This window comes from Litoribaculum gwangyangense (genome assembly GCF_039543505.1).
GTDB classification, from domain to species: Bacteria; Bacteroidota; Bacteroidia; order Flavobacteriales; family Flavobacteriaceae; genus Litoribaculum; species Litoribaculum gwangyangense.
In genome coordinates this window covers 301,514-313,662 of the sequence record NZ_BAABJW010000003.1, presented here as the reverse complement: position 1 = coordinate 313,662, position 12,149 = coordinate 301,514, and the positions used below count along the sequence as shown (strand labels likewise).

Sequence of the window (12,149 nt, the reverse complement as noted above, 5' to 3'; positions counted from 1 at the left end):
AAAGCGACTCTTACTAGAATCGCTTTTTTAAATTTTACTGAATTGCTCCTGGAGGATATTTCTCCATAATTTTTGACACAAATTCTTTAATACGTTCTTCTTTTTTTTCCATATTTCGACTTAAGAAGCCAGTACCCATGCCTTGCCATATGAGTTCTTTTTTATTAGCGTCAATAAGGTCTATGTATAAAACGCCTTCAGTAGATACAGAAGTGCTTGGTTGATTCCAACCCCAGCCCCAACCTGGACCCCACCCGCCCCAAGGACCCCATCCACCCCAGCCCCAGGCACCCATGCCCCAGGCGTTATTGTATACATCTACACGTTGTTGGGATTTTGTAAAAAGACTGACCAATAAATCTGGTGTTTCAGATTTGGTAAACCCTTTGGCCAAAAGTTCTGCTTCAATAGCGCGGAGAATTCGTCGTTTATCTAAATCACTAATTTCAGCTTTATCGATACCTGTTTTAAAAAACGCAAAGGTTTTATATTCGCCAAATTTTGCATTTTTGTCATAATCTGTAGCCACTCTTATAGAGCTACATGATGTTACCACAATTAATAATGCTAATAATGGTAATTTTTTTAATAATTTTTTCATAACCATATTTTTGTTAATTGTTAAATAAAGTATGGAATTAATATCGCCTTTTTTAACGGTTTACACAATTATTAATATTGCAATAATCGTACCAAGCGTTCTATTTAAAAGCAACAATTTAATGCACTAATTATTTTGAGTATTCTTTTTTTTGTTAAAGCCATAGGGACAATGTTTGCAACCACTCTCACAGCAATACCCTCTCTTCAAGTGGTACTGTTCGGTAAAGCATCTATAACCTTCTGGAGTTAAGTAGTAATCGTCTTCTTCTATGGGGATTATTTTTTTCATCTGTTACAATTTATTTTTAATGGTCAGATGTAATTCGCCTATTACAATCTAGGTTTATACCAAAAATTGTTATTTGAGGCTTATTTCATAGCTTTACAAAGATAATGTAATTTGGATTGATTTTTGAATGTTGCAAATCATGATTTTAATTTCAAAATATTTAGTTCCCAAAGGCTATACAGGTTTAGCCATTTTTCCTTTTGTGTTTCTGAAGTTTAAACGTTTTAAGAAAGACAAAGTGTTGATAAATCATGAAAAAATACACTTAAAACAACAATTGGAATTTTTAATTATTCCCTTTTATATTATTTATGTTTTTGAGTTTTTATGTCGCCTTTTTCAATATAAAAAGTGGAACATGGCTTATCGAAATATATCTTTTGAAAGAGAAGCTTACCTTAATGAAACTAATTTTTATTATTTAAAGCAACGTCCATTTTGGGCATTTTTAAAGTACTTTCGCACCCATGATATTTGAGCTAGAATACAACATTATTCAACCAGTAAGTTTACCTAAGAAAAAGGGTATTGAACTTTATATAAAACGTGAAGACCTTATCCACCCCTTTATATCTGGGAACAAATACCGAAAGCTTAAATACAACTTGGTTGAAGCGGAAAAAAAGGGTTTTAAAACCTTGTTAACCTTTGGGGGAGCGTATTCAAATCACATCGCTGCAGTGGCTTCAGTAGGACAAAATTTTGGTTTTAAAACCATTGGAATTATCAGAGGCGAAGAGTTAATGAATACCTATGGAAAAAATCCAACATTAAATTTTGCCAAAAATTGTGGTATGCAGTTTAAGTTTGTTTCTAGAACGGATTTTAGAAATAAGAATTCAGAAGATTTTATTAGTGATTTAAAACGTGAATTTGATAGTTTTTACTTGATTCCAGAAGGTGGAACTAATACTTTGGCGGTTAAAGGTTGTGAGGAAATTTTAACTAAGCAAGATGAAATATTTGATTTTTTATGTTGCTCTGTGGGAACAGGTGGAACAATATCTGGTATTATAAATTGTTCAAAACCCAGTCAACAAGTTTTAGGTTTTCCAGCGTTAAAAGGTGAGTTTTTACAAGAAGATATTAGTAAATTTGCAACAAAAACCAATTGGAAACTTATCACCGATTACCATTTTGGAGGCTATGCTAAAATAAATGAACCATTAATCAGTTTTATCAATAAGTTTAAAATAGATTATAAAATACCTTTAGACCCAGTTTACACTGGAAAAATGTTGTTTGGGATTTTTGATTTAATCGAAAAAAACTATTTTCCGAAAGGTTCAAAAATATTGGCCATTCATACTGGAGGTTTACAAGGAATTAAGGGTATGAATGCCGTTTTAAAAAAGAAAAATTTATCAATAATCGAGTAGCTAAATGAACAGAATATTTGTAATACTATGTTTAGGTTTGATGCTTTTTAGTTGTAAAGCAAAAAGAAGCGTAGTAACAAAAAAACGAACAATTGAAAACAAAGAAGAGGTTGTAATACATGAAGAAAATTTAGAGAACACGACTTCAAAGCCGGAAAAGACTTATGCAAACGATACCGAAAAGTATATAGACATTTACAAAGAAATCGCCCAAATTGAAATGCGCCTTTATAACATTCCCGCAAGTATTACCTTGGCTCAAGGGATTTTGGAATCGGCTTCGGGGAACGGACGACTCTCCGTAGAAGCTAATAACCATTTTGGAATTAAATGTCATGAATGGACGGGTGCTAAAATTTATCATGATGATGATGCGGCTCAAGAATGTTTTAGAAAGTATAATGACCCTAAATATTCCTTTAGAGACCATTCATTGTTTTTAACAGAGCGTAAGCGCTATTCCAATCTTTTTAGTTTGAAAAAAGAAGATTATAAAGGTTGGGCAAAAGGGTTGAAAGCTGCAGGATATGCAACCGATAGAAAATACCCAGAAAAATTAATCAGTTTAATTGAGCGCTACAATTTACACGAACTCGACAAAGAAGTGTTAGGAGACGCATATGTAAAGCATGAAACACCGGATGAAGAAACGGTTATTTCATACACGGTTTCAAAGGGTGATACGTTGTATTCCATTTCCAAGCGGTATAATATTACAGTCAAAGAACTTCAAAATTTGAATGGTTTAAACGATACCGCACTAAGTATCGGTCAAGTATTAGTAGTAAAGCCTTCAGAAAATTAATTAAATACATGATTTATAAAAGGAGCAGTGCCTTGTTTGCAGAGGCAGAAAAAGTGATTCCGGGAGGTGTAAATTCACCGGTTAGGGCCTTTAAGGGTGTTGGTGGAACTCCCATTTTTGTTAAAGAAGCTAAAGGTGCCTATTTGTATGATGAAGATGGAAACCGATTGATTGATTATATCAATTCTTGGGGACCTATGATTTTGGGTCATGCCTACGAACCTGTAGTTAATGCGGTTATTGAAAAAGCTAAAAAAGGAACCTCTTTTGGAATGCCCACCGAAATTGAAACCCAAATCGCAGAATTGGCAGTTTCCATGGTACCTAATATTGATAAAATACGCTTTGTAAATTCGGGTACAGAGGCTTGTATGAGTGCCATTCGTTTAGCGCGAGGATTTACAGGTAAAGATAAAATCATCAAGTTTGCTGGTTGCTACCATGGGCATTCCGATTCGTTTTTAATTCAAGCGGGTAGTGGTGCCAGTACTTTTGGAACGCCTAATAGTCCTGGTGTTACACAAGGAACAGCAAAAGATACCTTGTTGGCGCGTTACAACGATATTGAAAACGTCAAGCAATTAATTAAGGCCAATAAAAACGACATTGCTTGTATTATTATTGAACCAGTAGCTGGTAATATGGGTTGTATTCCACCTAAAAAAGGATTTTTGAAAAGTTTAAGAGCATTATGCGATGCCCATGAAATTTTGTTGGTTTTTGATGAGGTCATGACGGGCTTTCGGTTGGCAAAAGGGGGCTGCCAAGAATTGTATAACATTGATGCGGATATTGTTTGCTTTGGAAAAGTTATTGGTGGTGGTTTGCCCGTTGGTGCCTTTGCAGCGAGACATGAAGTTATGAATCATCTAGCGCCATTGGGTCCTGTGTATCAAGCGGGGACATTGAGTGGAAACCCATTGGCAATGGCAGCAGGTTTAGCGATGTTGACAGAGCTGAATAATGATAAGGACATTTTTAAACGTTTAGCTGAAAAAACTGAATATCTGCACAAAGGCATTGCTAAGGTTTTAATTGAAAACAAAATAATACATACTATAAATCGAGTAGGGTCCATGATTTCGGTGCACTTTGATGAAGCCGAAGTTGTAGATTTTGATACGGCAGCAAAAGGCAATAATGAAACCTTTAAAAAATTCTTCCATGGGTTGTTAAACGAAGGTGTTTACATTGCGCCAAGTGCTTTTGAAACGTGGTTTATTACCGATGCTTTAACTTATGAAGATTTAGATTTTACTATTAACGCAGTAAATAAAGTCGCTAAAACATTATAAAACAAAGCACATTTCTAAATTTTAGAAATGTGCTTTCATCAACAAACTATAATCAATAAACTAAACTAACTATTCCTGATTTTTTTTGTTCATGCGTTTTTTCATGCCTTCTTTCTTCTCTTTTCCTTTCATAGCCATTCGCATTTGTGCTTTTTCCCACTTGGCGTATTGTTCATCATTTAAAATCTCTTTCATTTTGGCTTTCATAGCAATTTGATGGTCTAACTTAGCATTTTCCATTTGTAAGCGTTCTTCATTAGTCGGTTTTTTCATTTCGCCACTTTCCATTTTTGCTTTGCGTGCTTCCATCATGGCTTTTCTTTGGGTAGCATTTTCCAAATTTAATTTTTGAATTTCGGCTTGTTGAGACGCATTCAAATCTAAATGTAAAGTCATTCTTTTTGTTTGGAGTGTTGCTATTTCCTCCACAGAAAGATTCATCATTTTATTTGCTCTTTCTGGTCTTTCTTTTTTTTGTTCTTGTGCCACTGCTTGTAAACCAATTAAGGCTATTGCAATTAATACTAGTTTTTTCATCTTACTTGAGTTTTAAATTAATTGTATATAAGACGTTATAATTTTAAAATGGTTTAAAAGTTGAGTGTATTTTAACGTAATGTTAAGAAAACGAATTGGTAAAGAGTTGAGATTTTTAGTTTAAAATAGGGAGTTTTAGTCCAGCGCCTGTTTGAAAATCTGGAGCATTGTTTACTAAAAAATCCTGCTTGATATAGATAGAAAACTGTAGTTTTGGAGTGCCGTAAGTATAAATAAAACTCCAATTAGATTGGGCTTTGTAAAGTGTAGTAACGCCATGTTGCCAACCGCCATTAATTTCTTGCCATTTACCAATTAACGTGTAATAATCGGCTTCCTCCTTTCTATTGTATCTTGATTGTATCTGATAGTTTATTCCAAAGGCGTTGAAATTTCCTCTTGAAGTGTATTTTGTGATTTCCAGATTGCTCTCGAGAGTTGCTAAATACTTATTGTTTCCTAAATCGATAACTTCTTTGAAATTGATGAGGTTTTTGCGTAACAGATTGGTTCCAACGGCAACGTTGAACTCGTAATTATTTTTTAGGCGAAATGTTTTAATGGCATTTGCTGAAATACCAACATCTAGAGAGTTATTAAATTTTGAAGTATTGATACCTAAGTGACTCCCAAAATTGATGAAGATATTTTTGCTTTCGTTAATTGAAAGTGTTGGGTAATAAAAATGGCTCAGTTCTATACCACCGATAAAAAAGTCGTTGTTTTCAAGTTTTAGGGTGTTTCCATTTCGATCGAAATACTCAAAATTCACTTGATTGAGTCCGTAATATCGCCTACCATATGGGTCTTCGCCACCAGCAATATTACTGTGAACCCATTCAATAGTTTCATCACTAGTGAATAATGAAAACGGGTATGTTCCTTTGGTGATTAAATAGGATCTTAAGTTTATTGCCAATTCATGATTTTTGGCAACAGGAATATTTAAACCGATTCTAAATTCTTTTATAACCGCATCAATAACAATATTCATATAATCGGCAGGTGTGGTTTCTTGGTCTACAAAACTAAACGAACGATCGTACCAAATAAGGTCGCTTAGTTGTTGTCTAACCTCAGGATCTCTGGGAAAATAAGCTTCTACAAACGGATGAAAATTATTTCCACTAACGGTATTTATAGAAAAAGTCGTTTTTTTAGGAGGATTGTACTTAAAGTTAGTGCTGATTCTAGAGCTGAAAATACCAAAATGATGGGTGGTTAAAATACTAGGGTTGTCAATACCATTTTTAAATGATAAGCTATCCTTTTCTTGACTTATCATAAAATGGGTGCAAAGACATGCAACAATAAAAAGTATTTTTTTTGGCATTTGGCAAAAATAAATAAAGTTTAATTTTTATTTAATTCTTTTTGAGCCTGTTTGATGAGGTTTAAAGTAGTTTCGTATAAATCCGTTTGAAACATTTTGCTTTTTAGCCAACTGTAAAAACTCATAACAAAGATGTCTTCTCTATGTGTTTCTACCCAATCAAAAGCGTTTTCAACTTTGTTATGAAAGATTTTTGAGGTTACCATTTCCTTATTTTTATAATAAGCTTCAATAAAACCTAAATAGGTGATCACGCGTTTTTGATGGATGCTTTTCAAATATGGTACATATTGCCTTTTAAAACTTTTTAATCTGGACTCCACTAAATCAATATTTTCAAGTTCTATATTGAGCAAAATATCAATCAAATTCTTTTTAATTACCCATTCTTTACCTGCTTTTTCGACATACCATGCGTCTGTGTGATAAAATTTTGAAAACATTTGAAACGCTTTTTTGAGGTCGTTTTTTTGGAAATAGAAGGTTATGAGGCTTAATTGGATATCCAATAAAGATTCCGTGTCCGAATGTTTGATTATTGTAAATGGCAATAACGTATTAATGGCTAAATCCTGCTGGTTTGTGTAGTTGTAATTCAATGCCAAAAGTAGGTGATATTTGAGGGTGAAGGTGTTATAATGCTTTTTCCTGCTTAATTGCATTTGTTCATGCATCAGCCTTAAATAATGCACAGATTCATCAAATTTTTTATTTCGGAATAAGGTATTAGCTATGGCGTATAAAATTTGGATATGGTAATAAAGTTGTTTGCCTTTGTTTTTGTGTTGGAGGATGGATTTGTATGTTTCAATTAAAAAAGGTTCAATTTTCAAATAATCTTTCGTTATAAACGCTGAAATACTCGCAATGGTTACTAATTGGTACAACGATTTAAAGGACATGGCGTCATTTACACTAATATCATGTTCTTTAAAAGTATTTCTCAGGATGGTGTCAAAATCTAAAATTGCACCTTTATAGGCAATATTATTTAAAGTAACTCTAATTTTTGCGTAAACGATGTTTAGTTCGTCCTCTAAAAAAATATGTTTTTGGTTGGTTTTGAATTTTTCTATAAGCAAATTCAAATCTAAATGTGAGTTGGTATGGGCATATTGGATTTTAGTACTGTAAATGTCATTTAACAAAGAAAAAAGATCATGTTCTAGAGCTAAATCTTCCGCTTTATCCAATACTTTATAGGCCACTTGATGTTGTTTTTGTTGGAGAAACGATTTGGCTGCGAGAATGTATTTAATTATTTGCATGCTTACCGAATTCTCTTCCTGTAAATTTTGGTTAGCGGTAAAGTCTATAATAGATTGGTAAAGTCGTTTTCTTAACGCGTGATAAGCTCCTTTGTTTTCTTCGCCATATATAGTTTTGCAAATGGTTTGAGCATCCTTTTCATCTTTTAATAAACATTTAAATAACTGAATGTTTTTGGTGTCGTTTCGTTTGTTCTTTTTCTCTAAATAGGAGATAAATTGACTTTGTTCTTCATTTGAAAAAGCCGATGTTATAGCTTTTAAATCATTCATTTAATCGTCATTAAATTATTTAAAATATGAATAAATATAATATAAATTGAATATAAAATACATTTTATATCGTCAGCTTATAATTAAAAATGAATTTCTGTTCTTTTAAAATGATTGCACATTTGTTACATAATCATTAAAACAAAAAATTATGAATTATCAAACAACCGTTTCAGTTGATGAAAAATCAAAAGAAACCAAACTTAAAAAGGATATTAAAGTGTTCGACCAAAAACCCACCTCTGCTTTCATCGGCGCTTCTTGGTCTGCACTTTTAATTGGTATGACATCCTATTGCATAGGTTTATGGAATGCCGATATGATGCTTAACGAAAAAGGCTATTATTTCACTATCTTACTTTTTGGGTTATTCTCAGTGATATCGGTACAAAAGGCAGTAAGAGATAAAATGGAAGATATTCCTGTTACCGATATTTATTATAGTATAAGTTGGTTTACAACTTTAGCCTCTATAGTGCTGTTGGTGATCGGCTTATGGAATGCCGATTTACTCTTGAGTGAAAAAGGGTTTTATGGCATGTCTTTTCTGTTGAGTTTGTTTGCTGCCATTGCAGTACAAAAAAACACTCGAGATGTTCAATACATAGACAGACATTTAAAAGAGGATTTATAAACAAATGAAATCAAAACAAAAAACAAAGGGTTGTTTTGATGATTGGTTATTTAACCCAAAACCTCGTAGCCTTTGGTTGCGGGGTTTTAAAAAATATTATCTTTAATTAATTAAAGGACATCTTATGAATTCAAAAATTCGAAACGATATAAAGGAACTGGTTTTAGAGCAAGTTATATCACAAGAGACTGCTTCAAAAATTGAAACATATTATGAATCTAAAGAAAACGATTCGCCAAATAAATTATTTACCGTGTTTGCAGTATTAGGTTCCATATTGGTTGGTTTAGGTATTATTTTAATATTAGCGCATAATTGGGATCATTTTTCAAGAAGCATAAAAACCTTTTTTGCTTTTTTACCGCTTGTTATCGCGCAAGTGGTTGTTGGTTATTCCATTTTAAAAAATAAAAGTGCCACTTGGAAAGAATCCTCAGGCGTATTTCTGTTTTTTGCTGTGGGATCGAGTATGGCTTTGGTAAGTCAGATTTACAACATTCCAGGAGAATTAAGCAGTTACTTGTTAACTTGGGTATTACTTTGTTTGCCACTGGTTTATCTTTTAAAATCGAATGCGCTTGCCATTTTACACATCGCTTTTTCAACCTATTATGCCTGTGAATATGGGTATTTTTATAACTCTGTTATGGGAACGCCATGGTTGTTCGTTTTGTTAATAGTATCAATTTTGCCTTATTATTTCACGTTATTAAAAATCAAAGCAAGCTCAAATATAGTCTCTATTTTTAATTGGTTGTTGCCATTATGTGTTATTATCGTTCTTGGTGCTTTTGTTGATGATAACGAATTCTTAGGCTTTTTAATGTATGTTGTACTTTTTGGAGTTTTTTACAATTTAGGCATGTTACCCTACTTCAAGAATGAAAAATTAAGAAGAAACGGATATCTGGTTTTGGGCTCCTTAGGGACTATTTTCATGCTTATTTTAACAAGCTTTAAGTGGTTTTGGCAAGATAGATTTAATGATGCCGTACCTTTCAATTCCCAAGAATTTTATATATCCGCAGTGTTATTTCTATCGGCATTAGGCATTTTAACATATGGTTACCTAAAAAATCAACATAAAAAAGTTAATCTATTTCAGTTGGTATTCATCATATTTTCAATACTCTTTTTTCTAAACTCAATTATAAATGCGTTTCCAGTTATAATAATAAACCTATTAATATTAGTGTTGGGTGTTGTTGCTATAAAAATAGGAGCTAGCAAACTTCATTTCGGTGTTTTAAATTATGGGTTATTAATCATTTCTTTGCTTATCGTTTGTCGTTTTTTTGATACCAACATGAGTTTTGTTGTTAGAGGCTTACTGTTTGTAGTTGTTGGAGTTGGTTTCTTTTTTGTCAATTATTTGATGTTGAAGAAACAGAAATCAATCAAATCTTTTAAATAATATTACCATGAAAACAATTCATCTATTCATAATATTTTTAATAGTTGTAGTAGCGCAACTCTTTATACCAACCCAAATGATTCTTAACCAAGAATCTGTTTTAAAATATGGAACAATTTATAAATTTAAAACACAACCTATGGATCCTAGCGATCCATTTAAAGGCAAGTATATTAATTTAAATTATGAAATAGACACTTTTAAAACACCCGATTCTTCGTGGCAACGTAATGAAACTATTTATGTTTACATTGAAACAGATAGTTTGGGTTATTCTAAAATTGACCAAATAAGCAGAACTATTTTAGATGATAATAAAAACGATTATTTTTTGGCCAAAGCAGGTTGGTATTCGAAATTTGACCATAAACTGAATATCAAAATTCCCTTTAACCGTTTTTACATGGAAGAGACCAAAGCCTATGATGCAGAGGTTGTAACCAATAGACCTCAAAATACTACCGATAGTTTACTCACTACGTATGCGTTGGTTTATGTAAAAGAGGGTGAGGCAGTTTTAAATGATGTGTTGGTGGATGGCATGTCCATCAAAGATTTCGTTGAAAGGGAAAGTGAAAAACATTAGCCCAATTATTGTATATTAGTGTTTTAACGGGTTTTCAAAATGCCATATTGGTTACATACGCTTATTATCATTCTAGTTATATACATCGCCATAAGTATCGCTTTGTATTATCTACAAGACTATATGCTTTTTAAGCCCGAGAAACTCCCTAAAGACTTTGAGTTTCACTATGAAAATCAAGATATAGAAGAGCACAACTTAGAAACGCGCGATGGAGCCGTTATTAATGGTATTTTATTCAAACCAAAAGGCGAATCCAAAGGCATTGTTTTATACTTAAAAGGCAATTCAAAAAGTATTAAAGGTTGGGGTAAGTTTGCCGTAGATTTTACTAGGCACAATTACAATGTGTTGATGGTTGATTATCGTGGTTTTGGCAAAAGTACAGGTAAGCGTTCACAAAAAGCCATCAAACGCGATTTGCAGGAAGTTTACAATAAGATAAAAGAACGCACGACTGAAGATAGAATCATCCTTTACGGACGCTCATTAGGCTCTGGTTTTGCAACAAAGTTAGCCTCTATGAACAATCCTAAAATGCTCATTTTGGATGCGCCATATTACAGTCTAACTAAAGTTACCGCACGTTATGCGCCTTTCATGCCTTTGTCAATACTCATAAAATATCCGTTACCAACCTATAAATGGTTAAAATATGTGCAATGTCCCATTCATATTATTCATGGGACAAACGATAAACTGATTCCTTTTAAAACCAGTATTAAACTATCTAAAGTCAATCCGAAACTTACCAAATTGCATGCAGTTATTGGTGGCGGACATAAAAATCTTAATAATTTTGAATCATATCATAAAATGATTCACGAAATACTTAATATAAAACCTCAAGATATCGATTTGTCAACCACCAGTATTCATGTTAAACACAGCTCCAAACCCACTAAAGCGAAGGATTAAAAAACTGGTTTTAGTTTTATTAGGTTTATATCTTATGATAACAACATCTTTGTACTTTTTACAGGAGAAAATTATTTTTTTACCAACTGTTTTAGAACAAGATTTCCAATATCAATTTAAGCATCATTTTGAAGAAATTAATCTAGAAGCAAATGATGGTACTAAGTTAAATGCACTCCACTTTAAGATAGAAAACCCTAAAGGCATTATTTTATATTTTCACGGAAATGCCGGTGATTTATCTCGCTGGGGACAGATTGCTGAGTTTTTTGTGGATAAGCATTATGATGTTTTAATAATGGATTATAGAACTTATGGAAAGAGCACAGGTAAGCTTTCTGAGGAAGCATTTTATAGCGATGCCAGTATGTTTTATGATTATTTGAAGAATGGTTATAACGAAAATGACATCATCCTTTACGGACGCTCTTTGGGTACGGCGATAGCATCCTATTTGGCCTCAAAAAACAAACCGAAACAACTTATTTTGGAAACGCCTTATTACAGTATGGTTGATGTTGGTAAATTGAGATTTCCCATTTTTCCAGTGGAGCAACTTATGAAATATAAATTTCCAACATATCAGTTTGTTAAAGAAGTTAATTGCGAAATAACCATGTTTCATGGAACAAATGATAGCGTAGTGCCTTACGAATCTGCAAAAAAATTATTTGAGGTTGCCCATAAACCGCAAACCACATTTATAACCATTGCAGGTGGTAGACATAATGATTTGGTAAATTTTAATGAATATCAACTTAAAATTGATTTGCTTTTGAAATAAAAAAGGAACTACATAACTGCAATTCCTTTTA

At 32.7% G+C, this 12,149-nt stretch carries 14 protein-coding genes; 9 read left to right on the top strand and 5 right to left on the bottom strand.

The genetic code is table 11. The features are described 5' to 3' along the window. Positions 1-34 precede the first annotated feature (34 nt). Together ABD963_RS10935 and ABD963_RS10930 are read right to left on the bottom strand one after the other, a co-directional pair. Complete coding sequence (locus ABD963_RS10935; RefSeq protein ID WP_345277003.1) at positions 35-601, bottom strand: DUF4136 domain-containing protein; 567 nt, start codon at positions 599-601, stop codon at positions 35-37. A gap of 126 nt (positions 602-727) precedes the next feature. Beyond that, a complete protein-coding gene (locus tag ABD963_RS10930; protein ID WP_345277002.1) occupies positions 728-892 on the bottom strand; it encodes a C1orf53 family protein in 165 nt (54 codons plus the stop codon). Between the two features lie 139 nt (positions 893-1,031). Between ABD963_RS10930 and ABD963_RS10925 the strand changes: the two genes are divergently transcribed. The 4 genes from ABD963_RS10925 to hemL are packed head-to-tail and all read left to right on the top strand — an operon-like array spanning position 1,032 to position 4,371. Continuing rightward, on the top strand, positions 1,032-1,370 hold the full coding sequence (locus ABD963_RS10925; RefSeq protein ID WP_345277001.1) for a hypothetical protein: 339 nt from the start codon (positions 1,032-1,034) through the stop codon (positions 1,368-1,370). After that, positions 1,360-2,271: a 1-aminocyclopropane-1-carboxylate deaminase/D-cysteine desulfhydrase gene (locus tag ABD963_RS10920; RefSeq protein ID WP_345277000.1), complete on the top strand. Its 912-nt coding sequence runs from the start codon at positions 1,360-1,362 to the stop codon at positions 2,269-2,271. Before ABD963_RS10925 ends, ABD963_RS10920 begins: the two co-directional genes overlap by 11 nt. Positions 2,272-2,275: 4 nt before the next feature. Further along, positions 2,276-3,076, top strand: a complete 801-nt coding sequence (locus ABD963_RS10915) for a glucosaminidase domain-containing protein (RefSeq protein ID WP_345276999.1) — start codon at positions 2,276-2,278, stop codon at positions 3,074-3,076. 8 nt (positions 3,077-3,084) lie between these two features. Then, positions 3,085-4,371, top strand: coding sequence for a glutamate-1-semialdehyde 2,1-aminomutase (gene hemL / locus ABD963_RS10910; RefSeq protein ID WP_345276998.1), 1,287 nt, complete (start codon positions 3,085-3,087; stop codon positions 4,369-4,371). Between the two features lie 69 nt (positions 4,372-4,440). Here the strand turns inward: hemL and ABD963_RS10905 are convergent, their stop codons facing one another. The 3 genes from ABD963_RS10905 to ABD963_RS10895 all read right to left on the bottom strand — a co-directional run bounded on the left by ABD963_RS10905 (position 4,441) and on the right by ABD963_RS10895 (position 7,782). After that, positions 4,441-4,908, bottom strand: a complete 468-nt coding sequence (locus tag ABD963_RS10905) for a hypothetical protein (protein ID WP_345276997.1) — start codon at positions 4,906-4,908, stop codon at positions 4,441-4,443. A gap of 115 nt (positions 4,909-5,023) precedes the next feature. Then, a complete protein-coding gene (locus tag ABD963_RS10900) occupies positions 5,024-6,241 on the bottom strand; it encodes a hypothetical protein (RefSeq protein WP_345276996.1) in 1,218 nt (405 codons plus the stop codon). 20 nt (positions 6,242-6,261) lie between these two features. Beyond that, positions 6,262-7,782, bottom strand: coding sequence for a hypothetical protein (locus ABD963_RS10895; protein ID WP_345276995.1), 1,521 nt, complete (start codon positions 7,780-7,782; stop codon positions 6,262-6,264). A 151-nt stretch (positions 7,783-7,933) separates the two neighbouring features. On the opposite strand from ABD963_RS10895, the gene yiaA reads away from it, so the two are divergent. The 5 genes from yiaA to ABD963_RS10870 all read left to right on the top strand — a co-directional run bounded on the left by yiaA (position 7,934) and on the right by ABD963_RS10870 (position 12,118). Then, complete coding sequence (yiaA, locus tag ABD963_RS10890; RefSeq protein WP_345276994.1) at positions 7,934-8,416, top strand: inner membrane protein YiaA; 483 nt, start codon at positions 7,934-7,936, stop codon at positions 8,414-8,416. Positions 8,417-8,540: 124 nt separating this feature from the next. After that, entirely contained in the window at positions 8,541-9,830 is a 1,290-nt protein-coding gene (locus ABD963_RS10885) for a DUF2157 domain-containing protein (RefSeq protein ID WP_345276993.1), read from the top strand. A gap of 7 nt (positions 9,831-9,837) precedes the next feature. Then, on the top strand, positions 9,838-10,416 hold the full coding sequence (locus ABD963_RS10880; RefSeq protein WP_345276992.1) for a GDYXXLXY domain-containing protein: 579 nt from the start codon (positions 9,838-9,840) through the stop codon (positions 10,414-10,416). 39 nt (positions 10,417-10,455) lie between these two features. Next, positions 10,456-11,334 (top strand): alpha/beta hydrolase, encoded by an 879-nt coding sequence (locus ABD963_RS10875; RefSeq protein WP_345276991.1) that lies wholly within the window; start codon positions 10,456-10,458, stop codon positions 11,332-11,334. Beyond that, positions 11,294-12,118 (top strand): alpha/beta hydrolase, encoded by an 825-nt coding sequence (locus tag ABD963_RS10870; protein WP_345276990.1) that lies wholly within the window; start codon positions 11,294-11,296, stop codon positions 12,116-12,118. Before ABD963_RS10875 ends, ABD963_RS10870 begins: the two co-directional genes overlap by 41 nt. The last annotated feature ends 31 nt before the right edge of the window (positions 12,119-12,149 follow it).

Excerpts from the sequence above, each read along its gene's own strand:
- ABD963_RS10875 (WP_345276991.1), top strand. The coding sequence starts at position 10,456 with ATGCCATATTGGTTACATACGCTTATTATCATTCTAGTTATATACATC.
- ABD963_RS10880 (WP_345276992.1), top strand. The coding sequence starts at position 9,838 with ATGAAAACAATTCATCTATTCATAATATTTTTAATAGTTGTAGTAGCG.
- ABD963_RS10925 (WP_345277001.1), top strand. The coding sequence starts at position 1,032 with ATGATTTTAATTTCAAAATATTTAGTTCCCAAAGGCTATACAGGTTTA.
- yiaA (WP_345276994.1), top strand. The coding sequence starts at position 7,934 with ATGAATTATCAAACAACCGTTTCAGTTGATGAAAAATCAAAAGAAACC.
- ABD963_RS10900 (WP_345276996.1), bottom strand. The coding sequence starts at position 6,241 with ATGCCAAAAAAAATACTTTTTATTGTTGCATGTCTTTGCACCCATTTT.
- ABD963_RS10905 (WP_345276997.1), bottom strand. The coding sequence starts at position 4,908 with ATGAAAAAACTAGTATTAATTGCAATAGCCTTAATTGGTTTACAAGCA.
- ABD963_RS10915 (WP_345276999.1), top strand. The coding sequence starts at position 2,276 with ATGAACAGAATATTTGTAATACTATGTTTAGGTTTGATGCTTTTTAGT.
- ABD963_RS10930 (WP_345277002.1), bottom strand. The coding sequence starts at position 892 with ATGAAAAAAATAATCCCCATAGAAGAAGACGATTACTACTTAACTCCA.
- ABD963_RS10920 (WP_345277000.1), top strand. The coding sequence starts at position 1,360 with ATGATATTTGAGCTAGAATACAACATTATTCAACCAGTAAGTTTACCT.
- ABD963_RS10895 (WP_345276995.1), bottom strand. The coding sequence starts at position 7,782 with ATGAATGATTTAAAAGCTATAACATCGGCTTTTTCAAATGAAGAACAA.
- ABD963_RS10935 (WP_345277003.1), bottom strand. The coding sequence starts at position 601 with ATGAAAAAATTATTAAAAAAATTACCATTATTAGCATTATTAATTGTG.
- ABD963_RS10870 (WP_345276990.1), top strand. The coding sequence starts at position 11,294 with ATGTTAAACACAGCTCCAAACCCACTAAAGCGAAGGATTAAAAAACTG.
- ABD963_RS10885 (WP_345276993.1), top strand. The coding sequence starts at position 8,541 with ATGAATTCAAAAATTCGAAACGATATAAAGGAACTGGTTTTAGAGCAA.
- hemL (WP_345276998.1), top strand. The coding sequence starts at position 3,085 with ATGATTTATAAAAGGAGCAGTGCCTTGTTTGCAGAGGCAGAAAAAGTG.